Genomic DNA, 24,394 nt, shown 5'->3' on the forward strand with positions numbered 1-24,394 from the left:
CGTGCCGGATCATGCCGAACCGCCCACGACCCGTATGTCGCGCGAAGCCGCCGACTCCGCCCCCGGGGCGCCGCCGCGCCGCCCGGTGGACGCGGTGCTCTTCGACTTCCACGGCACCCTCGCCCAGGTGGAGGAGCCGGTCGCCTGGGTACAGGCCGCCGCGACTACCTGCGGGACGACGCTGGACCGCGCCCGGGCGACGGCGTTGGCCGACCGCCTGGTCACCGCCGGCCGGGCCGGTGGACCCCTGCCGGCCCGGGTGCCGCCGCACCTGGCCGAGGTGTGGGCCGACCGGGACCTCTACGCTCCCGCCCACCGGGCCGCCTACGTGGGGCTGGCCGAAACGGTCGACAGCGGCGTCAGCGGCCTCGCCGAGGCCCTCTACGACCGTCTCCTGATCCCGGAGGGCTGGCTCCCCTACCCGGACACCGCGCCGACCCTGCGGGCGCTGCGCGCGGCGAAGGTGCCGGTGGCGGTGGTCAGCAACATCGGCTTCGACGTGCGGCCGCTCTTCGACGCCTGGGAGCTGACCGAGCTGGTCGACGCGTTCGTCCTCTCCTACGAGGTCGGGCGCTGCAAGCCGGACCCGGCGATTTTCTACCGGGCCTGCGGCCTGCTCGGCGTCGACCCGGAGCGGGCCCTGATGGTCGGCGACACCCCCGCCGACGCCGGGGCGGTGCGCGCCGGATGCGCCGCACTGGTGCTGCCGGCGGCCGAGCCGGGACAGGTCAACGGGCTGGCCGCCGCGCTGGACCTGGCGGTCGCCAACGGCCGCTGATCAACGCAGCAGGCGTACGGCGATCAGCACCCCGGCGAGGCGGATTTCACCTGTCTGGAGGCGATCCGGTCGGTCGCAGGCGTACGGCGATCAGCGCAGCAGGCGTACGGCGCCGGGGACCGCGGTCACGGTCACCGGAAGGGGCAGCGCACGTTCACCGTCGGCGTACCCGACGATGTCCTGGGCGACCAGTTCGACCGTGCGGACCTGCCGGGTGTGCACCATCGGGTGCGCCAGGTGGGTGCCCCGGTAGACCCGGGGCTTGATCCGGGCCAGCGTCGCCCGGCCGACCGGGCCGGCCCAGACGACGTCGAGCAAACCGTCCGTCGGGTCGGCCGTCGGACAGATTCGCATTCCCCCGCCGTAGCTGGGGCAATTGCCGACCGCCACCAGCACCCCGTGCAGCTCCCGGGTCACCCCGTCGAGCCGGAGCAGGTAGCGGCGGGGGCGGAGCCGGGCCAGCTCGACCGCGACGGCGAGATCGTACCGGCGCGGCCCGCGGGGCCAGGCCATCCGGTTCGCCCGTTCGTTGACCAGCGCGTCGAAGCCGGCCGCCAGCACCGCGCCGTACCACCGCCGGGTGCCGTCCGGACCGGTCATCCGGGCCAGGTCCGCCGGGCGGGTCCGGCCGGCGACGACCGCGGCGGCGATCACCTCGACCGCGCCGAGCGGGTCCGTCGGGTAGCCCATCCCGGCGGCGAAGTCGTTGCCGGTGCCGGCCGGGACCGGGCCGAAGCCGACGCCGGTACCGGCGACCGCCTGGAGCGCCAGGTGGATGGTGCCGTCGCCGCCGACCGTCAGCAGGGCGGCGGCGCCGTCCTCGACCGCGGCCCGGCAGGCCGTCTCCGCCTGCGCGGCACTGCCGGCCTCGAGCAGCCGTACCGGCCGGCCCACGGCGCCGAGCCGGTCGAGCACGGCCGGCAGGAGTCCCCGGAACCGGCCCCGTCCGGCGGTCGGGTTGGCCAGCACCGCGAGGTGCCCGTCGGCCAGTCGACCGGCGGCGACGGAGCCGGAAAGTTGATCGTCGGCGGTCACGGCGAGCACCGTACCGCCCGCCGTGCCGCCGCCGACAGCTCAGGTCGGCTCGTCCTGCACCCCGCTCAGATCAGTCTCAGGTCGTATCGTCGTAGCGCCGGTCGACCGGCTGCGGCGCGACGACCGGGTCCGGAGCGGAGACCGGCATCACCGGCTCGACCCGCTCACCGGCGGCCACCGGCTCGGGCTCCAGGTCGAGCGGCGAGACCTCGTCGTCGTCCAGCCCGGCGTAGATCTCCTTGCCCCGTCCCCGCCGCCGGTCGTTGAGCATCGCCACCCCGACCGCCGCGAAGTAGAGCACGCAGAGGCAGATGGCCAGCGCCGTCATGCCGAACGGGTCCGGGGTGGGGGTGACGATCGCCGCGAAGAGGAAGAAGACGAAGACGGCGACCCGCCACCAGCCGAGCATCTTCCGGCCGCTCACCAGCCCGACGAAGTTGAGCATCAGGACGATCAGCGGGAACTCGAACGCCACCCCGAACATCAGGATCAGGTTCGTGACGAAGGAGATGTACCGGGTGATCTCCAGGGTGTTGGTCACGTCCTCGCCGGCCAGGCCGACCAGGAACTCGAGCCCCTTGGCGACCACGAAGAACGCCAGTACGGCGCCGGCCGCGAAGAGCGGGGCCGCCAGCGCGGTGAAGACGTATGCGTACCTGCGTTCGTGCCGGTGCAGTCCCGGCGCGATGAACGCCCAGAGCTGGTAGAGCCAGACCGGTGCGGCGACGATCAGACCGACCCATAGCGCGATCTTGAGATCGAGCAGGAACACGTCCGCCGGCCCGAGCTGGGTGAACTGGCACTTGCCGTCCACGGTCGAACCCTCGAGCTCGCAGTACGGCTTCTGGAGCAGGCCGCGGACGTCCTGGCGTACGAAGATGCCGACGGCGAAGCCGACCACGATGCCCAGGGAGGCCTTGAAGAGCCGGTTACGCAGCTCCCGGATGTGCTCGATGAGGGTCATCGAGCCGTCGGCGGCTCGCTCGAAGTTGCTCGGACCGCGCCGGCGCAGCAGGGCGAAGGCCACGGGACGGGCCCCGGTCAGTTGTCGCGGACGCGCTGCACCGGGTCATTGACCGGCGCGGCAGGCGGCTGGTAACCGGGCTGGTGCACGCTGGTCGGGTGGACGGTGTCGCCCGGCAGCGGCTGCCGGCCCGCCTGCGCGTCAGCCTTCTCGGCCAGGTCCTTGTCGTCGTCGGCGAGACTCTTCGTCTCGGCCTTGATGATCCGCAGCGAACGACCGAGTGACCGGGCCGCGTCCGGAAGCCGCTTCGCGCCGAAGAGCAGGACCAGCACAGCCACGAGTACGAAGATGTGCCACGGCTTGAGGGCGCCCATGGAAGCTCCAGTTCGATGATTTGTCCAGCAAGGGTGTGTCCTGGCCCATCGTACGTGCGTCGGGAGGGAGTGCCACCCGCCAGGCGGTGACTTTCCGGCCGGTCGGTGCAGTCTCGACCAACCCGGAGCATCCGTCAACCACGTGGTGGGCGGCACTGAGGGCCAGGTGGGCGGCACTGAGCAGGGCTATTCCTCGGCACCGCGCTTGGCACGGATCAGCACGAGCCGCTGCTGGAGCGTCTCGACCTGATGCTGCATGGCCTCCGCCCGGTCCTGCACGGCGAGTGCGACCCGCTGGAGGTCTTCGGCCTGCGCCTGACGGCGTTGCAGGCCCAGTGCGGCCCGGTGCAGTCGCGGCAGCCGGGTCAGCACCCGGCGGACCGCCAGCCCCAGCACCAGGAGCCCGACTCCGACGGCCGCGAGCACGATCCACTTCAGCACGCGGTCAGCCTACTGGCTTCCGGCCGTTGTCGCCGGGGTGGCGCCCGGGACCAGGCGGGCATCCGGGCCCCGGCCAGCCGTCTCGGGTGCACCGGGGGACGCCGAGCCGATCGTGGCGCTGTCCGGCGGGCGGGTCGCCGGCGGTGGCGTGGCGTACGCGTCGAGCGCGGCCGCGGCCCGGTCGCGTACCTGGTCGGCGAGTTCCGCCGGGGCCACCACGGTGACGTCCGGCCCGAGCCCCAGCACGAACCGCCGGGCCCAGTCGAGATCGGTGACCCGCAGCGAGACCAGCCACTCCCGGCCGGCCCGGTCGGCGTCACCGGAACTGCCTGCCCGGTCGGCGGCACCGGCTCCCGGATCCGGCTCGACCCGCTCGCACGGGTAGTACTCGGTGATCCACCGGCTGGACCGGCCGACCCGCAGGGTCACCAGCGGCAGGTCCGGGTCGGGGCGGAAGATCCCGGCGCTCACGTCGTGCAGCCGGGCCTGCGGCGGTGGTGCGGCCGGCTCGTCCAGCTCGACGAGCGCGTCGATCCGGTCGGCCCGGAACAGCCGCATCGACTCCGCCCGCCGGCACCAGGCCTCCAGGTAGGCCAGGCCGCCGACCATCAGCACCCGGATCGGGTCGACCGTGCGTTCCGTCGTCTCGTCCCGGGTCGCGGCATAGTAGGTGATTCGCAGTGCCCGGCCCCGCTGCACCGCGCCATGCAGCGCCGCGACCCGGTCACCGTCGCCCGGCATCCGGACCGCGACGGGTGCGTCGGCGAGTTCGCCGGCCGCGTTCTCGATCTTCGCCAGGGCGCGTTCGACCGCGTCCCGGTTCGCCATACCCGGCGTCTCGGCGAGCATCCGAAGCGCCACCACCAGCGCCATCGCCTCGTCCGGCGTGAGCCGCAGCGGTCGGTCGATCCCGGCGTCGTAGGTGATGGTGACCCGGTCACCGTCGAAGGCCATGTCGATAAGGTCACCCGGCCCGTACCCGGGCAGGCCGCAGACCCAGAGCAGTTCCAGATCCTCCCGCAGCTGCCGCTCGGTCACCCCGAGGTCGGCCGCCGCCTCGGAAATCTCGATCCCCGGCCGGGCCAGCAGGTACGGCACCAGGTTCAGCAGTCGGGCCAGCCGGTCGGCCGAGGTCCGGACGCCGCCGGACCGTTGCGCCGGACGAGTCACGCCGGCTCCCCCCTCTGGTCAGTTCCCGGGGCCCCTACCCCGGTCCGCCCCCGTGTTACCCCGACGCCCGGGCGGTGGCCATCTCGTCGTGCCGGGCGGTGATTTCCTTCAGCCGTTGGATCACGGCGTCCCGGATCTCCGGCGGTTCGACCACGCGGACATCGGGACCGTAGCCGACGAGCCTACCGGCGAGCGACTCGGCGTCGGCGTACGGCAGCACCAGGCGGTCGCCGTCGGGTCCGCTGGTCACCTCCCGGGCCCACCTGCGCAGACCGGCCGCCCGGCCCGGTGCGACCAGCACGGTGGCCCGGCCGGAATGCTCCACCGGACCGGACCACTTCGCGACGTGGCTGATCAGGTCGACGCCAACCGGCGGCTCGAAGGCGCCCGGCCTGCCGATCATCCGGACCGCCCCGCCGACGATTCGGGAGAGCCGGAAACAACGGGCCGCGTCCCGGTCGAGGTCGTGGCCGACCACGTACCAGCGGGCCCGCCAGCAGACCACGCCCCACGGTTGCAGCCGGCGGCTGGTCGGGGCGTCGCCGTCGGGTACCCGGTAGTCGAAGCCGACCGTGCGGCGTTCCCGGGCCGCGGTGGTCAGCGGCCCGAACGCCGGGTCGACGGTGACCACCGGCTCCATCCCGAGGGTGGCCTGCGGGTCGACGTCGACACCGGCGGCGCGGAGCTTCGCCAGCCCCGAGGAGGCGGCCGCCGCCAGCCCGGCGTGCCGCCAGAGCCGGGCGGCGATCCCCACCGCCGCCGCCTCGTCGGGCTCCAGCGGGATGTCCGGCAGCGCGTACTCCCGGTGCGCGATCCGGTAGCCCGGCTCCGCGTCGAAGGCGCTGGCCGTGCCGGTCTCCAGTGGTACGCCCAGCTCACGCAGCTCGGCCTTGTCCCGCTCGAACTTGCGCTGGAAGGCCTCGTGGTCACGTGGGTCGTCCGGATCATGCTCGTAGCCCGGCACGGTCGCGGCGATCTGCGCGGCGGTCAGGAACCGTCGGGTGGACAGCAGGCAGATCACCAGGTTGACCAGGCGTTCGGTACGGGTCCGCGACACGACACAGACGCTAGCAGTGTCGGATCACGAAGCGGGTACCCGCGCGGGCCCGGACGGTGGCCGGTTACCCTGCCGGCCATGGTGCGATGGCGGTCCGGCACGGTCACGGCGGTGCGGCGGAGCTGGCGGGGCGCCGTGGAGCTGGACGTGCAGCAGGCCGACGGTACGCGGGTGCGGGCGCTGGCGTACCCGGCGCTGGTCGGTACCCCCGCGCCGGGCGACCGGGTACTGCTGAACGTGGGCGCGCTGCTGATGGGACTCGGCACCGGCGGGTACGCCCTGGTGGTGGCGCTGCCGGACCGGCTGCCGACGGACCCGCCGGACCCGGTCGACAGCCGTGACGCCGGGCACCTGGTCAAGGCCCGTTACACGCCGCTGCAACCGATCCTGCTCGGCGTCGACGAGGAGGCGTCCCCGCACCGGGCGGCGCTGGTCGACGCCGACGATCTCGGCGGGCTGCCGGTGGTCACCGCCGATCTGCACTCCGCGCTGCCGGCGATCGTCGCGGGGATCCGGGCCGACGCGCCCGACGCCCGGATCGGCTACCTGTGGACCGACGGCGGTGCGCTGCCGGCCTGGTTCTCCCGAACCCTGCACGGGCTGCGCGCCGAACTCGCCGGCACGGTCACCGTGGGTCAGGCGTTCGGTGGTGACCTGGAGGCGACCAACCTGCACAGCGGGCTGCTCGCCGCCCGGCACGTGCTGCGGGCCGACGTGGCGATCGTGGCGCAGGGACCGGGAAACCTCGGCACCGGTACCCGGTGGGGCTTCTCGGGGGTCGCCGTCGGCGAGGCGGTCAACGCGGTCGCCGCGCTGGGCGGCCGTCCGGTGGGCTCGCTGCGGATCTCCGGCGCCGACCAGCGGGACCGGCACCGGGGAGTGTCGCACCACAGCCTCACCGCGTACGGCCGGGTCGCGCTCGCCACCGCCGACCTGGTGCTTCCGGCCGAGCTGCCGGCGGAGCTGGCCGCGCTGGTCGAGCCGGCCGTGGCGGCGCTGGCCGGTCGGCACCGGATCGTCCGGGTGCCGGTGCGCGGGCTCGACGAGGCGCTGCGGGCCAGCCCGGTCCCGCTGGCGACGATGGGTCGGGGCCTGGCCGAGGAGTACCCGTACTTCCTGACCGCTGCCGCCGCCGGCCGGTACGCCGCCAGCCTGCGCTGAGGTCGCCGCCGCCGGCCCGTTGGTGCGGCTGCGCCCCCGGCCCGCGGGTGCGCCGCGACCAGCAGCGGTGAACGCCCGTCGAGGATCGCGGGGGCGCGGCGCGGGTCAGCTCAGGAAGACCAGCGCCAGCCAGCCGGCCACGACCAGGACGAGCGCGAGGGTGAGCACCCAGGTGGGCACGGTGTACTCACCACGGCGGTTGCGCTCGATCTCCTCCCGAATCTTCGCTCGCCGCCGCTCGATCCGGTTCTGCCGGATCGTCTCGGGGCGACGGTGCTCGTCGTCGTCACGGCGTTCTGGATGCGTCATAGCGGGGGTCAGCCTAACCAATCCGGGCCCGGTCACCGGCGCCGCCACCGCGATGGCCGGCCTCACATGCTCGCGATCAGCCGCTCCACCCGCTCGTCGTAGGCCCGGAACGGGTCCTTGCAGAGCACCGTGCGCTGGGCCTGGTCGTTCAGCTTGAGGTGCACCCAGTCGACGGTGAAGTCCCGGCGCTTCTCCTGGGCGTGCCGGATGAACTCGCCGCGCAGCCGGGCCCGGGTGGTCTGCGGCGGGGTCTCCTTCGCCTCGAAGATCTCCGGGTCGGTCGCGATCCGGTCCACCTGCTTGCGTCGCTCCAGCAACCCGTAGAGGCCGCGTCCCCGGCGCAGGTCGTGGTAGGCCAGGTCCATCTGGGCGATCCGGGGATGCGACAGCGCCAGGTCGTTCTTGCGCTGGTACCGCTCGATGAGCTGGAGCTTGGTCACCCAGTCGATCTCCCGGGAGACCGGCTCCAGGTCGCCGGTCTCCACCGCGCGCAGCACCCGGCCCCAGAGCTCGACCACCCGCTTGGCGGTCTGGTCCCCGCCGCGCCGCTCGACGAACTCGGTCGCCTTGGCCAGGTACTCCTGCTGGATCTCCAGCGCGCTGATCTCCTTGTTCGAGGCGAGCCGGACCTTCCGTCGGCCGGTGATGTCGTGCGACACCTCGCGGATCGCCCGGATCGGGTTCTCCAGCGACAGGTCGCGCATCACCACCCCGGCCTCGATCATCCGCAGCACGATGTCCGCGCTGCCGACCTTGAGCAGGGTGGTGACCTCGTTCATGTTCGAGTCGCCGACGATCACGTGCAGCCGCCGGTAGCGCTCGGCATCGGCGTGCGGCTCGTCCCGGGTGTTGATGATCGGCCGGCTGCGGGTGGTCGCCGAGGAGACGCCCTCCCAGATGTGCTCGGCCCGCTGGGAGAGGCAGTAGACGGCGCCGCGCGGGGTCTGCAGGACCTTGCCGGCGCCGCAGATCAGCTGCCGGGTGACCAGGAACGGGATCAGCACGTCGGCCAGCCGGCCGAACTCACCGTGCCGGGAGACCAGGTAGTTCTCGTGGCAGCCGTACGAGTTGCCGGCCGAGTCAGTGTTGTTCTTGAACAGGTAGATCTCGCCCGCGATGCCCTCGTCGTGCAGCCGCTTCTCGGCGTCGACCAGCAGACCCTCCAGGATCCGCTCGCCCGCCCGGTCGTGGGCGACCAGGTCGGAGACCGAGTCACACTCGGGGGTCGCGTACTCCGGGTGGGACCCGACGTCGAGGTAGAGCCGGGCACCGTTGCGGAGGAACACGTTGCTCGATCGCCCCCAGGAGACCACCCGGCGGAAGAGGTAACGGGCGACCTCGTCCGGGGAAAGCCGCCGTTGGCCACGGTAGGTGCAGGTGACACCGTACTCGGTCTCAAGGCCGAAGATTCGCCGCTCCATGCTTGGAGATTAGTCGCCCGGAGCCCGGGTTGGTCAGTCTCGGGCCGTGGCGTTCTGCCGGGTCCCCGGCGCCCGACGGTGAACCTTCTTCAACCTCCCCTTGCGGTCCGTCGGAGCGCGAGGTCGAACGCGGTGTGTGAGCGCCGCGCGGTTCAGGTTGAAGAAGGTTCAGTGGTGCACCGGTCACCGACCGGGATCCTCGAGAATGCCGAAGAGATACTCACCGTATCCGCTCCGGCTCAGCGGCTGGGCCAGTTCGCGGAGCTGCTCGTCGGAGATCAGCCCGCTGCGCCAGACCACCTCCTCGATGCAGCCCACCTTCAGCCCCTGTCGCTCCTCGATCACCCGGACGAACTCGCTGGCCTGGACCAGCGAGGTGAACGTGCCGGTGTCCAGCCAGGCGGTGCCCCGGTCCAGCGCGGTTACCCGGAGCCGGCCCGCCTCCAGGTAGATCTGGTTCACCGTCGTGATCTCCAGTTCCCCCCGGTCACTCGGACTCAGCCCCTTGGCGATCTCCACCACGTCGCTGGCATAGAAGTAGAGCCCCGGTACCGCGTACCGGGACTTGGGTTTCTCCGGCTTCTCCTCGATCGACAGCGCCCGGCCGTCGGCATCGAACTCGACAATTCCATAACCCTCGCAGTCGGCCACCGGATAGGCGAAGATCCGACCGCCCTCAGGGTCACCGTCGCGAGCCAGGCTCCGGCCGAGTCCGGCACCGTAGAAGATGTTGTCGCCGAGGATCAGCGCGACCGAGTCCCCGGCCAGGAACTCCTCGCCGAGAAGGAACGCCTGCGCGATTCCGTCCGGCCTCGGCTGCGCGGCGTACGCCAACCGGAGACCCCACTGGGAGCCGTCGCCCAGTAGTCGCCGGAACTGCGCCTGGTCGTCCGGAGTGGTGATGATGAGGATTTCCCGTATTCCCGCCATGACCAACGTGGAGAGCGGGTAATAGATCATCGGCTTGTCGAAAATCGGCATGAGTTGTTTCGAGACGGCCTGGGTGATCGGCCACAGCCGGGAGCCGGTGCCGCCAGCCAGCAGAATTCCGCGCATTCGCGCAGGCTACCGGGGGGCGGCGAACTGTAGAGTCAGGTCTGCGACAGCTTCAGCTCGCCTGACGAGGATCCCCGGGTTGACGCGTACACTTTCCAATTCATGAGGATTCTCGTGACCGGTGGAGCCGGATTCATCGGTTCCGAGTACGTCCGTATGCTGCTGACCGGCACCGGTCCCCGACTCGCGCCGAGCGCCGTCACCGTACTGGACAAGCTCACCTACTCCGGCAACCTGGCCAATCTGGACCCGGTGCGCGCCGACCCCCGGCTCCGGGTGGTGGTCGGCGACATCTGCGACCCGACGGTGGTCGACGAGGTGACCCCCGGACACGACGTGATCGTCCACTTCGCCGCCGAGTCCCACGTCGACCGCTCCATCCACCGGGCCGCCCCGTTCGTCACCACCAACGTGCTCGGCACGCAGACCCTGCTGGAGGCGGCGCTGCGGCACCGTACCGGTCGGTTCGTGCACGTCTCCACCGACGAGGTCTACGGTTCGATCGAGCAGGGGTCCTGGACCGAGTCGACTCCGCTCGCCCCGAACTCGCCGTACTCGGCCGCCAAGGCCGGCTCAGACCTTCTGGTCCTGGCCTACCACCGCACCTACGGGATGGACGTGGTGCTGACCCGCTGTTCCAACAACTACGGGCCGTACCAGTTCCCGGAGAAGGTCGTCCCACTCTTCGTCACCAATCTGCTCGACGGCGGCACCGTGCCGCTCTACGGCGACGGCGGCAACGTCCGGGACTGGCTGCACGTGCACGACCACTGTGTCGGGGTCGCCCTGGTCCAGGACAAGGGGCGGCCGGGCGAGGTCTACCACATCGGCGGCGGCACCGAGCTGACCAACCGCGAACTGACCGACCGGCTACTCGCCGCCTGCGGCGCCGGTTGGGACCGGGTCAGGCCGGTCACCGACCGGATGGGGCACGATCGCCGCTACTCGCTGGACATCACCAAGATCAGCGAGGAACTCGGGTACGCCCCCAGGATCGACCTCGACCGTGGACTCGCCGACACGGTCAGCTGGTACCGGGAGAACCGAGCCTGGTGGGAGCCGCTCAAGGCACGGCTGACCGGCGACGAGATCGGGCGCCCCGGACCGGCGGCACCGTGACCGCCCAGCGGGGCGCGATGCCAACAGGCGCTGAGCCGGGCGTGGTGTCAACAGGCGCCCAACGGGACGCGGATCGCCCCGGCGTCCGACTCGACACGGAGGCGGCAGGTTGGCTGGTGACCGGGGCCGGCGGGATGCTCGGCCGGGACCTGGTGGCGGTGCTCTCCGCCCGGCACCAGGGACGGGTCACCGCCGCCACCCGGGCCGAGGTCGACCTGACCGATCCGGCGGCGGTCCGGGCGGCGGTCGCCGGGCACCGGATCGTGGTCAACGCCGCCGCCTGGACCGACGTCGACGGCGCGGAGCGCCAGGAGGCGGCCGCCACCGCCGTCAACGGCACCGGGGTGGCGAACCTGGCGGCGGCCTGTGCCGACGCCGGCGCCCGGCTGCTGCACGTCTCGACCGACTACGTCTTCGCCGGTGACGCCGAGAGCCCCTATCCGGAGGACGCCCCGACCGCCCCGGTCAACGCGTACGGGCGCAGCAAGCTGGCCGGTGAACTCGCCGTCGCCCGGCTGCTGCCCCGGACCGGATACCTGGTACGCACCGCGTGGCTGTACGGCGCGCACGGCTCCAACTTCGTCACCACTATGCTCCGGCTGGCCGGCGTCCGCCCACACCTCGACGTGGTGAACGACCAGCTCGGGCAACCCACCTGGTCGTACGCGCTCGCGGAGCGGCTGGCCGACCTCGGCGCCGCTGCCGAGCGCGGAACCGCCCCGGCCGGGGTCTACCACGGCACGGCGAGCGGCCACACCACGTGGTACGGCCTGGCCCGCGAGGTCTTCGCCCGGACCGGCCTCGACCCGGAGCGGATCCGGCCCACCGGCAGCGACCGGTTCCCCCGACCAGCCCGCCGGCCCGGCTACAGCGTGCTCGGCCATGCCGGCTGGTCCCGGGCCGGTCTGGTCCCGATGGTGCACTGGCGGGTGATGCTCGCCGACGCGTTGCGGCCGGACGGCACGCTGACCAGCGCTCGCCGGTCGGCCGCACCCGGTCACGCCACCGGCGACCGGATCGGGTCCGGGACCCGCTAGCGGCGCGACCGGCCGAGCCGCTCGACCAGCGCGGTCCTACTTCGACTTCTTCTCGCCGTTGCTCGACCCGTCGGCACCGGCGGCCGGTTTCGGCTTGCCCTCCAGGTCCGCCGAGCCGGCGGACTCGGCGGGCTTGTCCGGGCCCGGGGCCGGGGCCTTCGGCTCGGCCGGCAGCGCGTCGCCCTCGTCGGCCTTGGCCTGCACCCCGTCGAGCAGCGAGACCAGCGCGGCACCGGTGATCCGGCGGAAGGTACGGCCGACCCGCTGCCGGTCCAGGATCGCCACCTCGAGTTGGCTGGCGGCGACGGTCCGGGGGGCGCCACCCTCGCCACCGACGCTGCCGAGCGCCCGGACCGCCAGCCGGACCGCGGCGTCCAGCGACATCTCCGGCTGGTGCTCCTCGCGCAGCGCCCCGGTGACCGCCTCCGCCTGCCCGCCCATCGCCATCCGGCCGGGCTCGTCGCTGACCGAACCGTCGTAGGTGATCCGGTAGAGCTCGTCCGACTCCGGCGTGCTGCCGACCTCGGCGACGCAGATCTCCACCTCGAACGGCTTGGACTGCTCGGTGAAGATCGCCCCCAGCGTCTGGGCGTACGCGTTGGCCAACGCCCGGCCCGTGACGTCCCGCCGGTCGAAGCTGAGCCCGATGGCGTCCGCCATCCGCACTCCCGCGCGACGCAGGTTCTCGAACTCGTTGTAGCGGCCGACGGCTGCGAAGGCGACCCGGTCGTAGATCTCACTGACCTTGTGCAGGGCGCTGGAGAGGTTCTCCGCCACGAAGAGCACCCCGCCGGAGTAGCTGAGCGTCACGGCGCTCCGCCCGCGCGCGATGCCCTTGCGGGCCAGCTCCGAGCGGTCGCGCATGATCTGCTCGGGTGAGGCGTAGAACTGCATGGCCACGGCGGCGGTTCTCCTAACCGGTTCTGCTGACGACGGCGGGTTTCGGGTGGTGCGGGGCGATCAGCCGCCCGGGTTCTCCATCCGGGCGGCGACCACCGCTTCGGCGACCTCGGCCGCCTCGGCGTCGGAGAGCCGGTTGGTGCCCTCCGCGGTGGCCGTCATCACCACTGGATAGATGCGGCGGCTCAGGTCGGGACCACCGGTGGCACTGTCGTCGTCGGCGGCGTCGTAGAGCGCCTCGACGGCGAGACGGATGGCGTCCGGGGTGCTCAGCCCGGGGCGGAAGCGCTTCTTCAGCGCCGCCTTGGCGAAGAGCGAGCCGGAGCCGATGCCGTCGTAACCGGTCTCCTCGTACGGCCCGCCGGCCACGTCGAAGCTGAAGATCCGACCGGCCTTGGCCGGGTCGGTGGCCGCCAGGTCGAAGCCGGCGAAGAGCGGGATCACGGCGAGCCCCTGCATCGCCGCGCCCAGGTTGCCGCGGATCATCGCGGCCAACCGGTTCGCCTTGCCGTCGAGCGAGAGCATCGCGCCCTCGATCTTCTCGTAGTGCTCCAGCTCCACCTGGAACAGTCGCACCATCTCCAGGGCGATGCCGGCCGTGCCGGCGAAACCGACCAGGGAGTACTCGTCGGCCGGGTGTACCTTGCGGATATCCCGGCTGGAGATCATGTTACCCATCGTGCCGCGCCGGTCACCCGCCATCACCACCCCGTCCGCAGTGGTCAACGCGACGATGGTGGTGGCGTGCGGAACGAGCGAGCTGGCGGACCCGGGCGGCAGCGGCCGGCGACCGGGCAGCAGGTCGGGAGCTGCCGTGCTCAGGAACTGGGTGAACGAGGACGTCCCCACGTTGAGGAACACGTCTGGTAGACGCCCGGTTGGATCAAAAGCCGCTGCCACGTGCTCCCTCTCAGCTGTCTCATCACGTCGCCCGGATCCCCCCGCGTCAGCGCGGAAACCGGGCGAGATCACCATTGCGGTTGAAGCAGAGTATCCCCCGGATCTCCCCGGTGCGATGATCGTCGCCGCCGTGTTGCGGCCTCCCGACGGCGGCGCCGGTGCGGTCGGCACCGCCGTCCCAGCGCACCGCGCCGGGCTCGACGTGGGCGAACCCGCCCGGCCCGGCCCGGGTACGCCTACTGCCCGCCCTTCTGGACGTAGCCGCGGACGAACTCCTCGGCGTTCTCCTCGAGCACCGAGTCGATCTCGTCCAGCAGGTCGTCGACGTCCTCGCTGATCTCCGCGTGCCGCTCGGCGACCTCCGGGTTCGCCTCGGTCGCGACCTCGTCGACCTCTTCTTCCCGACGCGCCTTGCCGGACTGCGACTGACCGCCGGTGTCACGGGTAGCCATCTGCTGCCTCCTCCACGATCGCCTGGGTGAAACTTACCTCGGATGGACGACGAATCCTCCGGCACCTCCGCTGCCGGCGGCGCGGTCCGGCCTCAGCCACCGGTGATCGTCTCCAGCAGGTCCTTGGCGCTGGCGCACCGGTCGAACAACGCCCCGACGTGCTTGCGGGTGCCCCGCTCGGGCTCCATCATCGGAACCCGCACCAGGGACTCCCGGCCGACGTCGAAGATGACCGAGTCCCAGCTCGCCGCCACCACCTCCGAGGCGTACTGGGCGAGACAGCGGCCCCGGAAGTAGGCCCGGGTGTCCTCCGGCGGCTCGGTCATCGCCGTCCGGGTCAGCTCCTCCGGCAGCAGCGTGGCCATCGAACCCCGGCTGACCAGCCGGTGGTAGAGACCCTTCTCCGGGCGCACGTCGGAGTACTGCAGGTCGACCAGTTGCAGCTTGTGCGAGGCCCAGCCGAGCTGCTCCCGCTCCCGATAGCCCTCCAGCAGCCGCAGCTTCGCCACCCAATCCAGCTCGCCGGCGCAGAGCATCGGATCCCGGCCGAGCCGGTCGAGTACGCTCTCCCAGCGGTCGAGCACGTCGGCGGTGTCCCGGTCGAGGTCGTCACCGTACCGCTCGTCCACAAAGGAGCGCGCCCGTTCGAAGTACGCCCACTGCAGGTCGAGCGCGGTCAACCGGCGGCCGTCACGCAACCGCAGCCGGTGCGACAGCGACGGGTCGTGGCTGACCGCCTTCAACTCGCCCACCGGGTCGGCGATGGCCAGGTCGGGGCTGAGCGCCTTCTCCTCGATCATGGTGAGCACCAGTGCCGTGGTGCCGACCTTGAGGTAGGTGGAGATCTCCGACAGGTTGGCGTCGCCGATGATCACGTGCAGCCTGCGGTACTTGTCGGCGTCCGCGTGCGGCTCGTCCCGGGTGTTGATGATCGGCCGCTTGAGCGTCGTCTCAAGACCGACCTCGACCTCGAAGAAGTCGGCCCGCTGGGAGATCTGGAAGCCGGGTTGCGTGCCGTCCTGACCGAGACCGACCCGGCCGGCGCCGCAGACGATCTGCCGGGTCACGAAGAACGGCGTCAGGTACGTGACGATGTCGGCGAACGGGGTCTGCCGGCGCATCAGGTAGTTCTCGTGCGCGCCGTAGCTGGCACCCTTGTTGTCCGTGTTGTTCTTGTAGAGGTGGATCGGGTGGCTGCCGGGAATGGTGGAGGCCCGCCGCGACGCCTCGGCCATCACCCGCTCACCCGCCTTGTCCCAGCGGACCAGGTCCATCGGGTTGGTCACCTCGGGGGTGGAGTATTCGGGATGGGCGTGGTCGACGTAGAGTCGAGCGCCGTTGGTCAGAATCACGTTGGCCAGCCCGAGGTCCTCGTCGGCCAGCGCCTCCGCCGGGTCGTAGGCGGCTCCGGAGTAGGTGAAGCCGCGAGCGTCCCGCAGCGGAGACTCCTCCTCGTAGTCCCACCGCGCCCGGCCGCCCCGGGCCAGCTCCGGCCGGGCGCCGTAGGCGTTCACCACCTGTGACGAGGTCACCATCGGGTTGGCCCCGGCCTGGCCGGGCACGGAGATGCCGTACTCGACCTCGGTACCCATGATCCGCCGTACACTCATGCCGCCGCCTCGCTCCACTTGCCCATGTCCCGAGCCTAGTCCGCGCCGTCGCCGGATTCTTCGCCCGGTGTGTCGACACGGCCACGGTACGCCTTCACCGCTGCTTCGCCCGGTTCGGTGTGGGTGCTCCGGACGGCGGGTCGGCGCGGGGGACGCTCCGGAACAAACACTGTGGGCGCCGCGACCGCGGCGCCCACAGTTGCTGTCCGTCCGTTACAGGTACTGACCGGTGTTGCTCGCCGTCTCGATGGACCGGCCGGCCTCCGCACCCTTGCCGCCGGAGACGAGGGTACGGATGTAGACGATCCGCTCCCCCTTCTTGCCGGAGATCCGAGCCCAGTCGTCCGGATTGGTGGTGTTCGGCAGGTCCTCGTTCTCCCGGAACTCGTCGACGCAGGCGTCGAGGAGGTGCTGCAACCGCAGCCCCTTGCGCCCGGAGGAGAGGAACTCCTTGATCGCCATCTTCTTGCCCCGATCGACGATGTTCTGGATCATCGCGCCGGAGTTGAAGTCCTTGAAGTAGAGGACTTCCTTGTCGCCGTTGGCGTAGGTGACCTCGAGGAAGCGGTTCTCCTCGGTCTCCGAGTACATCCGCAGCACGACCGCCTCGATCATCGCCGCGACCGTGGCCTGCGGGTCGTTCCCGTGCTCGGTCAGGTCGTCCTGGTGCAGCGGCAGCCCGGTGAGGATGTACTTGGAGAAGATGTCCTTGGCCGCCTCGGCGTCCGGCCGCTCGATCTTGATCTTCACGTCGAGCCGGCCGGGGCGGAGGATCGCCGGGTCGATCATGTCCTCCCGGTTGGAGGCACCGATCACGATCACGTTCTCCAGGCCCTCGACACCGTCGATCTCGCTGAGCAGCTGCGGGACGATGGTGTTCTCCACGTCGGAGGAGACACCCGAGCCCCGGGTCCGGAACACCGAGTCCATCTCGTCGAAGAACACGATGACCGGGGTACCCTCGCCAGCCTTCTCCCGAGCTCGCTGGAAAATCAGCCGGATGTGCCGCTCGGTCTCACCGACGTACTTGTTGAGCAGCTCGGGGCCCTTGATGTTGAGGAAGTAGCTGGTGTGCTTCTCCTCGCCCCGCCGCTCGGCGATCTTCTTGGCCAGCGAGTTCGCCACCGCCTTGGCGATCAGCGTCTTGCCGCAGCCGGGCGGACCGTAGAGCAGGATGCCCTTCGGCGGCCGGAGTTGGTGCTCACGGAAGAGGTCGGCGTGCAGGAACGGCAACTCGACGGCGTCACGGATCTGCTCGATCTGGGCCTGCAGGCCGCCGATGTCGCCGTAGTCGACGTCCGGGACCTCCTCCAGGACCAGTTCCTCGACCTCGCTCTTCGGAATCCGCTCGTAGGCGTATGCCGAGCGAGGCTCGATCATGAGTGAGTCACCGGCCCGCAGGGGCGCGCCGATGAGAGTCTCCGCGAGGTGGACGATCCGTTCCTCGTCGGCGTGGGAGATCACCAGCGCCCGGTCGCCGACGCCGCCTGAGGGGCTGTCCAGCACCTCCTTGAGCATGACGACCTCGCCGACCCGCTCGTAGCCGAACGCGTCAACGATGTTGAGCGCGTCGTTGAGCAGGACCTCCTGCCCACGGCGCAGCTCCGCCACGTCGAGCGAGGGTGACACCGCCACCCGGAGTTTGCGTCCGCCGGTGAAGACGTCGACGGTACCGTCGACGTGCCGGGCCAGGAAGACACCATAACCGCTCGGCGGTTGCGCCAGCCGGTCAATCTCCTCCTTGAGCGTGACGATCTGGGCGCGTGCCTCCTTGAGGGTGTTCACGAGCCGCTCGTTGTTCTCCGTGAGTCGAGCCAACTGCGCCTGTGTCGCCGCCAGCCGTTCCTCAAGCTGCCGGACGTGTCGAGGGCTTTCGGTCAACTTGCGCCGCACCAGAGCGAGTTCCTCTTGAAGAAACGCGACCTGGGTGGAGAGATCGTGGGCCTCCTTCTCCCACCGTGCGGCGCGCGAGTCCGCGTCGTCGCTGCGTGCCACGTCCCACCTCCCCGGGGGCTTGAACGTTCTGCCCTAACACTAACCGCTATGACGCTGATTCGGTTCCACGCAACACCCTCGTCGCCGAACCTTGATCACCTTGTCGACGTCCGCCGGGGCCGGCACCGGCGGATCGGAGCACCGCCGCGGGGTGCCGGGCGGGTCCGCGACAACACCGCCCGCCGGTCGCCGCGATCCGTCGCTGAGCAGCGATTCCGAGCCATGAACGGCGACCGGACCCGGCACCGCCGGCCCGGTCACGAGCCGGCGCCGGGACGCTACCGACCGTCGCGGCTTCGCCACCGAATTGCCGGGAACCGGCAAAGCGTCACGCCGAACCAGGGGTCTCCGGGCCCGCCGACCCGCAGGACACCGCCCGACAGGCCGGCGCTCACAACGTCGGGCGGCCGACCACCGAGGCGACCAGCCGGGCAAACTCCTCCAGCCGGGCGATCTGACCGGCGCCGCCGTCGTCGAGCGTCTTGCCGAACCGCAGCGCGTCGTGCCGCGGCGGCACCTGCGCGTCGTCGCCCGGCACACCCTCGTCCAGCGAGCTCAACAGCAGGTAGACGTCGATGCTGTCGACCCGGATCTGGCCGGTCGACGTACGGCTCAACCGGCGCCGGCAGCCCACCTCGCTCACCGTCGAGACCGGTACCACCCGCAACGACGACGTCATCGAGCCGGCCGGGCCGTCGTCGGGCGGCACGTCCTCGCCGTGCCAGAGGATCAGCCGGCTACCGTCGCAGATCGCGACCTCCTGCCAGACCCCGTTCACCTCGTTGACGAAGCGCTCCAGGGTGAACCCGAGCACCGAGGCACCGTTGAGCACCCCGGTCAGCGCCTCCATCGCGACGTCCGGGTCGCGCAGGTACGCCCGGGCGGCCGACTCCAGGTCCCGGTACGGCGACCAGTCCGGAAAGACGGCCGGCAGGTCTCCCCCACCGAACGCCGGCCGACTCATGCGCTGCCCTCCCCGAGCCCGGCACGCCCGCTGATGCGTCGACTCCGGCGGGGCGGGATCATTCCGCGGCCCTCCCCGAGGTCGCCTCGGCCTCCTGCCGCGCCTGGCGGCGCAGGGCGTACGCCTCGGCGCCCTTGCTGGGCTTGCGGCGGCGCGGCGGCGCGGTGACCCCGGGCGCGAGCCGACGGCTGGAGACGAGGAAGGCGGTGTGCGCGATCATGCGGTGGTCCGGGCGTACGGCGAGCCCGTCCGCGTGCCAGTCCCGGACCAGCGACTCCCAGGCCCGGGGCTCGGTGAAGCCGCCCCGCTCGCGCAGCGCCTCGACCAACTCGGAGAGCTGGGGCGTCGTCGCCACGTAACCGATGAACACCCCACCCGGGACCAGTGCGCGTTCGACCATGTCGAGCGCCTCCCAGGGGGTGAGGAGGTCAAGGATGATCCGGTCGAAACCGGACTCCTGGCAGTCTGCCACGTCGCCCACCCGGAGATTCCAGGCTGGATGCGGTCCACCGAAGAAGGATTCCACATTCCTGCGGGCGATTTCGGAAAAGTCCTCGCGCAGTTCGTAGGAATGCAGTTCGCCCTCCGGTCCGACGGCCCGGAGCAGCGAACAGGTGAGCGCGCCGGACCCGACACCGGCCTCCAGGACCTTGGCACCGGGGAAGATGTCGCCCATCGTCACGATCTGGGCGGCGTCCTTGGGATAGATCACCTGGGCGCCGCGCGGCATGGAAAGCACGTAGTCCGCGAGCAGCGGCCGCAACGCGAGGTAGGCGGTGCCGCCGGTCGAGGTGACCACGCTCCCGTCCGGCAACCCGATCAACGCGTCGTGTTCCAGCGCGCCGCGGTGGGTGTGGAACGACCGCCCGGGCTCCAGCGTGATGGTGTGCATCCGACCCTTCGGATCGGTCAGCTGGACCCGGTCGCCGGGGCGGAACGGCCCCCGGTGCGCCGGCACCGGTCCGGTCGGGGCGGCGGGAACTGCGGTGGGTTGTGCGGTCACTGAGTCATCTTCCGTTTCGGCTCCAGGAGCTGCGCCAGGTCGGCGATATGCAGAACGCCGACCACATCTTCGCCTGAGGTCACCAGGTACTGCGCGCCCGGGTGGGCCTGTACCGCGTGCACCACCTGCTCCCCGCCGAGCCCCACCGCGAGACTTGGCACCCCGTCCACGCCCCGGGCCACCGCGTCCACCGCCACCCAGGGCCGGCGCTCCACCGGTACGGCGTCGGCGGCGGTCCGGTCGACCAGCGCCACCAGCCGGCCGGACGAGTCCGCCACCCCCAGTGTCGAACCGCCGTGCCCGGCGGCCGTCCCGCGCCGCTGCGCCTCCGCCAGCGGGGTGCCGCTCGGCACCGAGTAGACCGGCCGGGCCAGCCGGGCCAGGTCGATGAGGGGGAACCGGCGGCTGATCCGGGCCGCCCGGATCGCCTGACCGGCGCCCTGCCAGAGGGTGAACGCAACCAGCAGCACGAGCGCCAGACCCAACCACGGCAGCTCGACCAGGAAGGTCAGCAGCGTGAAGAGTACGGCGGTGCCGATCGCGACGGCTCGGCCGAACCAGCCGGCCACCTCGGTGGCCAGGTGCCGGTCCCGGGTGAGCACCCAGACCCCGGCCCGCAACGCCCGACCGCCGTCCAGCGGCAACCCGGGCAGGATGTTGAAGAGCCCGACCAGCACGTTGCTGGCGGCGAGTTGGAAGGCGAACTGGTCGGCCAGGGTGCCGTCCGGCAGGGCGAGCGTGGCGGCGACCCCGACCAGGCCGAGCACCAGGGAGACCGCCGGCCCGGCGAGCGAGACGAGCAGGTCCACCCGGGGCGTCGGAGCGTCCCGCTCCATCTCGGTGTAGCCACCGAGCAGTTCGAGGGTGATACCGCGTACTCCGATCCCGTACCGGCGGGCGGTCAACGCGTGCCCCAACTCGTGCAGCAGCACCGAGCCGAGCAGCAGGACCACGAAGACCAGCCCGACAAGATAGCCGACCAGCTGCGACAATCCGAGTTGTTGCCGGACGAACTCGCCGTACATGACCGTGATCAGGGCGACCAGCAACACCATGGACGGGTTGAGGTAGACCGGGACGCCGAACACCCGGCCGACCGTGAAGCCGGGCCGCCGGTCAGCGCCGCGCCGCGGTCGCGAGTTTCCCTCCATCTCCTCAGATGCTACGGAACATCCCGTCGGGTGGACCCGGCGGTTCGGCCGGGGTGACCGCCGACGATCGGTGCCGGTACGCATGGCGGGGCGGGTGGGCCGGGTTCGGTCGTACCCGTGACATAGCCTTCCGGACATGACGGCGGAGACGGTCACATCGCAGACAGGCACGGACGGGCCGGCCGATCCCCCGAGCGAGACCCCGACGCAGGGGCAGGTCACCGCCTCGCTGTCCCCGTCCCGGGCAGCGGACTTCAAGACCTGCCCGCTGCTCTACCGGTTCCGCAGCATCGACCGACTGCCGGAGCGGCCGTCTCTGGAGCAGGCGCGCGGCACACTGGTGCACGCTGTGCTGGAACGCCTCTTCGACCTGCCGGCCGGGCACCGGACGCCGGCGGCCGCCGGTGACCTGGTGGCGCCGCAGTGGGACAGGCTGGTGGCCGAGCAGGCGGAGCTGGCCGAGATCTTCACCGGGGGTGCCCTCGCCGGTCCGGCCGAGTTTCTGGCCTCGGCCCGCGAGTTGCTCGACGGCTACTTCACGGTGGAGGATCCGAACCGGCTGGAACCGGCCGAGCGGGAGAGCCTCGTCTCCACGGTGGTGGCCGACCAGTTGCTCATCCGGGGGTACATCGACCGACTGGACGTCTCGCCCGACGGCGCCCTGCGGGTGGTCGACTACAAGACCGGTGGCGCCCCCCGGGAGGCGTTCGAGGCCCGGGCGTTGTTCCAGCTCAAGTTCTACGCCCTGGTGCTGTGGCGCACCCGGGAAGTGGTGCCCAGGGTGCTGCGGCTGCTCTATCTCAAGGACGCGGAGGTGTGTGACTACACCCCCGACGCGGAGGAACTGGTCCGGTTCGAGCGGACCGTGCTGGCACTCTGGCGGGCCATCGAGCAGGCCACCCTGGCCCGCGACTTCCGGCCCAAGCCGAGCCGGCTCTGCGACTGGTGCAACCACCAGGCGCACTGCCCGGCGTTCGGCGGCACTCCCCCGCCGTTCCCCGAGCCGACCGCGCAGGCCGACCCGACGGCGCCGCCGGTCCCGCCACCGTCCCGGCCCGGCGTCCGGCCGGCTCCGGCTCCGGCTCCGGCTCCGGCTCCGGCTCCGGCTCCGGCTCCGGCTCCGGCTCCGGCTCCGGGGAGCGTATCGGGCGGGCCGGCGCTGCCGAGCCAGTCGACCGGATCGGGCCGGGCGGGTACCGCGCCTATCCTCGGCGTCGGGTCCGCCGAGGAGGAGCAGGGCTCCTCCTGAAGGAGGACCCCAGGGTCGCCGCCGGTGACGACCTGCCGCGCCACGCAGCGGCTAGCGTCGCCAGCATGACCCGTACCGATGCCCCCGGGACGCCGGCCCTCGGCCGGATCCTGGCGAGCTGGCGGCGCTTCTGGCACGATCCAGGACAGCGTAGGTGGCTGGGCCAGGACGGGTTGCTCGCGGTCGCCGCCGTCGCGGTGGAAGCGGTACTCGTCGGCACCGCGCCGCCGGGAGTCGCTCCCTGGGGGTGGCCCGGAACGGCGATCTGGAGCGTGCTCTGCGCCACCCCGATCGTGCTGCGCAGGGTCGCTCCCTGGCCCGCCGTGATGCTGGCCGTCCCGATCTACGTCGCCTCGGTCCTTGCCGACGCGCAAGCGGTCACCGTCGGGGCCACGTTCGTACTGCTGACCTACACCACCGCCGCGCTGCTGCCGCTCCGCCAGGCGGCGCTGGCCGCCGCGGCGCTCTGGAGTCCCGGCCTGGCCGTCGCCCTCGTCGAGCCACCGCCGCCCGACTTCACCGAACCCTCCCGCGCCTACCTGGTCTCCACCCAGGTGCTCCTCGCGTTGGTCTGCTTCTTCGTCGGCCGGACGGTGCACGCCCGGCGGGCCACCATCCTGGCCCTGGAGGAACGGGCCCGGGTCGCCGAGGAGAACCAGCGGTCGCTGGCCGACCAGGCGGTCGCCGACGAGCGCCGGCGGATCGCCCGCGAGCTCCACGACGTGGTCGCGCACCACGTCAGCGTGATGGGCGTACTGGCCACCGGGGCGCGCCGGGTGCTGTCCCGGGACCCGGCCGCCACGGACGGCGCACTCGGCACGATCGAGGAGACCAGCCGGACGACCCTGCGCGAGCTGCGCCGGCTGCTGGACGTGCTGCGTACCGACGCCGAGCCGGCCGCCGAGCTGTCCCCGCAGCCGGGGCTGGCCGGCATCGAAGCGCTGGTGGAGCAGGTGAGGGAGGCCGGCCTGCCGGTGACCCTGCGGGTGGACGGCACGCCCGGCCCGCTGGACCCCGGGGTGGCGCTCACCGTGTTCCGGATCGTGCAGGAGGCGCTCACCAACACCCTGAAGCACGCCGGCACGGCGACCGCACAGGTCCGGTTGAGCTTCGGGGTGTACTGGCTGATCGTCGAAATCGCGGACACCGGCCGGGGCCCGGCACCGGAGGGCGGACGGCTGGGCCATGGCCTGGTGGGAATGCGGGAACGGATGGCCCTCTACGGTGGGACCCTGCGCACCGGGCCCCGTCCCGGCGGCGGCTACCGGGTGTACGCCAAGATGCCGATGGAGCAACTGGGCGCACCGATCGACAAGGGGGCGGGATGAGCGAGGGTCACGAGCGGAACGGCCAGCTCACGGCCGACGTGGCGGGACGTCGCGAGCGGAACGGCCAGCCCGGTGCCGGTGTGCCCGGTGCCGGCGCGGAGCGACACGGGGTGCCGGCATGAGCGACGGCAGGGACTCGACCCGGCCGGTACGCGTCCTGCTCGCCGACGACCAGCCGCTGCTGCGTACCGGATTCCGCATGGTGCTGGGGGCGGAGGACGACCTCGACATCGTCGGCGAGGCCGGCGACGGCGTCGACGCGGTCGACCTGTCCCGGCGGCTGCTGCCCGACGTGGTGCTGATGGACATCCGGATGCCCCGGATGGACGGGGTCGCCGCCACCAGGGCCATCATCGACGCCCGCCTGCCGGTCCGGGTGCTCATCCTGACCACCTTCGACCTCGACGAGTACGTCGTCGGCGCGCTGCGGGCCGGAGCGAGTGGCTTCCTGGCCAAGGACGTACCCGCCGAGGACCTGGTTTCCGCCATCCGCACCGTCGCCGCCGGCGAAGCCGTCGTGGCGCCCCGGATCCTCAAGCGGCTGCTGGACCGGTTCGCCGAGACCCTGCCCGACCCGGACGCCAGCCCGCCCAAGGCGATCGGCGTGCTCACCGAGCGGGAGCGGGAGGTGCTGGTCCAGGTGGCCCGCGGGCTCTCCAACGCGGAGATCGCCCGGGTGCTGTCGGTCAGCGAGACGACCATCAAGACCCACGTCGGGCACGTGCTGACCAAGCTCGGCCTCCGCGACCGGGTCCAGGCGGTGGTGCTGGCCTACGAGACCGGGCTGGTGCGCCCCGGCGCCTGACCGCACCGCCACCTCCGGCACCTCCGCCGACACCGCCAGGTGCGGACGGCGGCCTGCGGAACAGGGTCGGCCGACCATCCGGCAGGCGTGGTCGGCGGCCCGCGTACCAGCCCCG

General features: G+C 71.8%; 24 protein-coding genes and 1 pseudogene. 8 read left to right on the forward strand and 17 right to left on the reverse strand.

The features are described 5' to 3' along the window. Nucleotide 1: 1 nt before the first annotated feature. Nucleotides 2-778: an HAD family hydrolase gene (locus EV371_RS17840; RefSeq protein WP_486484674.1), complete on the forward strand. Its 777-nt coding sequence runs from the start codon at nt 2-4 to the stop codon at nt 776-778. Nucleotides 779-868: 90 nt separating this feature from the next. Here EV371_RS17840 and EV371_RS17845 read toward each other — a convergent pair whose 3' ends face one another. The 6 genes from EV371_RS17845 to EV371_RS17870 all read right to left on the reverse strand — a co-directional run bounded on the left by EV371_RS17845 (nt 869) and on the right by EV371_RS17870 (nt 5,819). After that, nucleotides 869-1,813: a diacylglycerol kinase family protein gene (locus tag EV371_RS17845; RefSeq protein WP_486484675.1), complete on the reverse strand. Its 945-nt coding sequence runs from the start codon at nt 1,811-1,813 to the stop codon at nt 869-871. Nucleotides 1,814-1,889: 76 nt separating this feature from the next. Further along, a complete protein-coding gene (tatC, locus tag EV371_RS17850; RefSeq protein WP_130463044.1) occupies nt 1,890-2,840 on the reverse strand; it encodes a twin-arginine translocase subunit TatC in 951 nt (316 codons plus the stop codon). A gap of 14 nt (nt 2,841-2,854) precedes the next feature. Then, on the reverse strand, nt 2,855-3,151 hold the full coding sequence (gene tatA, locus EV371_RS17855) for a Sec-independent protein translocase subunit TatA (protein WP_130463045.1): 297 nt from the start codon (nt 3,149-3,151) through the stop codon (nt 2,855-2,857). A 186-nt stretch (nt 3,152-3,337) separates the two neighbouring features. Further along, nucleotides 3,338-3,592 carry a hypothetical protein gene (locus EV371_RS17860; protein ID WP_130463046.1) on the reverse strand — a complete coding sequence of 85 codons (255 nt, stop codon included), beginning with the start codon at nt 3,590-3,592 and terminating at the stop codon, nt 3,338-3,340. Nucleotides 3,593-3,601: 9 nt separating this feature from the next. Further along, the gene (locus EV371_RS17865) at nt 3,602-4,762 is read right to left on the reverse strand and encodes a helix-turn-helix transcriptional regulator (protein ID WP_130463047.1); all 1,161 of its coding nucleotides are present in this window, start codon (nt 4,760-4,762) and stop codon (nt 3,602-3,604) included. A 55-nt stretch (nt 4,763-4,817) separates the two neighbouring features. Continuing rightward, entirely contained in the window at nt 4,818-5,819 is a 1,002-nt protein-coding gene (locus tag EV371_RS17870; RefSeq protein WP_130463048.1) for a WYL domain-containing protein, read from the reverse strand. A 78-nt stretch (nt 5,820-5,897) separates the two neighbouring features. Between EV371_RS17870 and EV371_RS17875 the strand changes: the two genes are divergently transcribed. After that, entirely contained in the window at nt 5,898-6,980 is a 1,083-nt protein-coding gene (locus EV371_RS17875) for a DUF3866 family protein (protein WP_130463049.1), read from the forward strand. A gap of 105 nt (nt 6,981-7,085) precedes the next feature. Here EV371_RS17875 and EV371_RS17880 read toward each other — a convergent pair whose 3' ends face one another. The 3 genes from EV371_RS17880 to rfbA all read right to left on the reverse strand — a co-directional run bounded on the left by EV371_RS17880 (nt 7,086) and on the right by rfbA (nt 9,766). Beyond that, on the reverse strand, nt 7,086-7,289 hold the full coding sequence (locus EV371_RS17880; protein WP_130463050.1) for a hypothetical protein: 204 nt from the start codon (nt 7,287-7,289) through the stop codon (nt 7,086-7,088). A gap of 62 nt (nt 7,290-7,351) precedes the next feature. Next, entirely contained in the window at nt 7,352-8,710 is a 1,359-nt protein-coding gene (pafA, locus tag EV371_RS17885) for a Pup--protein ligase (protein WP_130463051.1), read from the reverse strand. Nucleotides 8,711-8,893: 183 nt separating this feature from the next. After that, nucleotides 8,894-9,766, reverse strand: coding sequence for a glucose-1-phosphate thymidylyltransferase RfbA (gene rfbA, locus EV371_RS17890; RefSeq protein WP_130463052.1), 873 nt, complete (start codon nt 9,764-9,766; stop codon nt 8,894-8,896). Nucleotides 9,767-9,868: 102 nt separating this feature from the next. On the opposite strand from rfbA, the gene rfbB reads away from it, so the two are divergent. Further along, on the forward strand, nt 9,869-10,885 hold the full coding sequence (gene rfbB / locus EV371_RS17895) for a dTDP-glucose 4,6-dehydratase (RefSeq protein ID WP_130463053.1): 1,017 nt from the start codon (nt 9,869-9,871) through the stop codon (nt 10,883-10,885). A gap of 116 nt (nt 10,886-11,001) precedes the next feature. Further along, nucleotides 11,002-11,922, forward strand: coding sequence for a dTDP-4-dehydrorhamnose reductase (gene rfbD, locus EV371_RS17900; protein ID WP_486484676.1), 921 nt, complete (start codon nt 11,002-11,004; stop codon nt 11,920-11,922). Between the two features lie 36 nt (nt 11,923-11,958). On the opposite strand, the gene prcA is transcribed toward rfbD, so the two are convergent. The 8 genes from prcA to EV371_RS17940 form a co-directional block, all read right to left on the reverse strand. After that, nucleotides 11,959-12,822, reverse strand: a complete 864-nt coding sequence (prcA, locus tag EV371_RS17905) for a proteasome subunit alpha (protein WP_130463055.1) — start codon at nt 12,820-12,822, stop codon at nt 11,959-11,961. Nucleotides 12,823-12,882: 60 nt separating this feature from the next. Then, the gene (prcB, locus tag EV371_RS17910; protein ID WP_130463056.1) at nt 12,883-13,722 is read right to left on the reverse strand and encodes a proteasome subunit beta; all 840 of its coding nucleotides are present in this window, start codon (nt 13,720-13,722) and stop codon (nt 12,883-12,885) included. A gap of 236 nt (nt 13,723-13,958) precedes the next feature. Further along, on the reverse strand, nt 13,959-14,174 hold the full coding sequence (locus EV371_RS17915; protein ID WP_130463057.1) for a ubiquitin-like protein Pup: 216 nt from the start codon (nt 14,172-14,174) through the stop codon (nt 13,959-13,961). A gap of 92 nt (nt 14,175-14,266) precedes the next feature. Then, on the reverse strand, nt 14,267-15,784 hold the full coding sequence (dop, locus tag EV371_RS17920) for a depupylase/deamidase Dop (RefSeq protein ID WP_130463058.1): 1,518 nt from the start codon (nt 15,782-15,784) through the stop codon (nt 14,267-14,269). Between the two features lie 213 nt (nt 15,785-15,997). Further along, the gene (arc, locus tag EV371_RS17925) at nt 15,998-17,779 is read right to left on the reverse strand and encodes a proteasome ATPase (protein WP_130463059.1); all 1,782 of its coding nucleotides are present in this window, start codon (nt 17,777-17,779) and stop codon (nt 15,998-16,000) included. A gap of 391 nt (nt 17,780-18,170) precedes the next feature. Further along, the gene (locus tag EV371_RS17930; protein ID WP_130463060.1) at nt 18,171-18,743 is read right to left on the reverse strand and encodes a hypothetical protein; all 573 of its coding nucleotides are present in this window, start codon (nt 18,741-18,743) and stop codon (nt 18,171-18,173) included. A 58-nt stretch (nt 18,744-18,801) separates the two neighbouring features. Next, nucleotides 18,802-19,746, reverse strand: coding sequence for a tRNA (adenine-N1)-methyltransferase (locus EV371_RS17935; protein WP_130463061.1), 945 nt, complete (start codon nt 19,744-19,746; stop codon nt 18,802-18,804). Continuing rightward, nucleotides 19,743-20,897: a zinc metalloprotease gene (locus tag EV371_RS17940; protein ID WP_486484677.1), complete on the reverse strand. Its 1,155-nt coding sequence runs from the start codon at nt 20,895-20,897 to the stop codon at nt 19,743-19,745. The genes EV371_RS17935 and EV371_RS17940 overlap by 4 nt, the downstream gene beginning before the upstream one ends. A 136-nt stretch (nt 20,898-21,033) precedes the next feature. Between EV371_RS17940 and EV371_RS17945 the strand changes: the two are divergent. The 4 genes and pseudogenes from EV371_RS17945 to EV371_RS17955 all read left to right on the forward strand — a co-directional run. Next, nucleotides 21,034-21,957, forward strand: a pseudogene (locus EV371_RS17945) (RecB family exonuclease); the annotation flags it as partial. Nucleotides 21,958-22,211: 254 nt separating this feature from the next. Further along, the gene (locus EV371_RS17950; protein WP_130463063.1) at nt 22,212-23,474 is read left to right on the forward strand and encodes a histidine kinase; all 1,263 of its coding nucleotides are present in this window, start codon (nt 22,212-22,214) and stop codon (nt 23,472-23,474) included. Next, complete coding sequence (locus tag EV371_RS34375) at nt 23,471-23,596, forward strand: hypothetical protein (RefSeq protein WP_486484678.1); 126 nt, start codon at nt 23,471-23,473, stop codon at nt 23,594-23,596. Before EV371_RS17950 ends, EV371_RS34375 begins: the two co-directional genes overlap by 4 nt. After that, the gene (locus tag EV371_RS17955; RefSeq protein ID WP_130463064.1) at nt 23,593-24,279 is read left to right on the forward strand and encodes a response regulator; all 687 of its coding nucleotides are present in this window, start codon (nt 23,593-23,595) and stop codon (nt 24,277-24,279) included. The genes EV371_RS34375 and EV371_RS17955 overlap by 4 nt, the downstream gene beginning before the upstream one ends. Nucleotides 24,280-24,394: the final 115 nt, after the last annotated feature.

Source organism: Plantactinospora sp. CNZ321 (assembly GCF_004217235.1).

Coding starts and splice junctions, on each gene's coding strand:
- tatA (WP_130463045.1), bottom strand. CDS start 3,151: ATGGGCGCCCTCAAGCCGTGGCACATCTTCGTACTCGTGGCTGTGCTG.
- rfbB (WP_130463053.1), top strand. CDS start 9,869: ATGAGGATTCTCGTGACCGGTGGAGCCGGATTCATCGGTTCCGAGTAC.
- rfbA (WP_130463052.1), bottom strand. CDS start 9,766: ATGCGCGGAATTCTGCTGGCTGGCGGCACCGGCTCCCGGCTGTGGCCG.
- EV371_RS17875 (WP_130463049.1), top strand. CDS start 5,898: ATGGTGCGATGGCGGTCCGGCACGGTCACGGCGGTGCGGCGGAGCTGG.
- EV371_RS17930 (WP_130463060.1), bottom strand. CDS start 18,743: ATGAGTCGGCCGGCGTTCGGTGGGGGAGACCTGCCGGCCGTCTTTCCG.
- EV371_RS17915 (WP_130463057.1), bottom strand. CDS start 14,174: ATGGCTACCCGTGACACCGGCGGTCAGTCGCAGTCCGGCAAGGCGCGT.
- pafA (WP_130463051.1), bottom strand. CDS start 8,710: ATGGAGCGGCGAATCTTCGGCCTTGAGACCGAGTACGGTGTCACCTGC.
- EV371_RS34375 (WP_486484678.1), top strand. CDS start 23,471: ATGAGCGAGGGTCACGAGCGGAACGGCCAGCTCACGGCCGACGTGGCG.
- EV371_RS17880 (WP_130463050.1), bottom strand. CDS start 7,289: ATGACGCATCCAGAACGCCGTGACGACGACGAGCACCGTCGCCCCGAG.
- EV371_RS17955 (WP_130463064.1), top strand. CDS start 23,593: ATGAGCGACGGCAGGGACTCGACCCGGCCGGTACGCGTCCTGCTCGCC.
- EV371_RS17950 (WP_130463063.1), top strand. CDS start 22,212: ATGACCCGTACCGATGCCCCCGGGACGCCGGCCCTCGGCCGGATCCTG.
- EV371_RS17940 (WP_486484677.1), bottom strand. CDS start 20,897: ATGGAGGGAAACTCGCGACCGCGGCGCGGCGCTGACCGGCGGCCCGGC.
- dop (WP_130463058.1), bottom strand. CDS start 15,784: ATGAGTGTACGGCGGATCATGGGTACCGAGGTCGAGTACGGCATCTCC.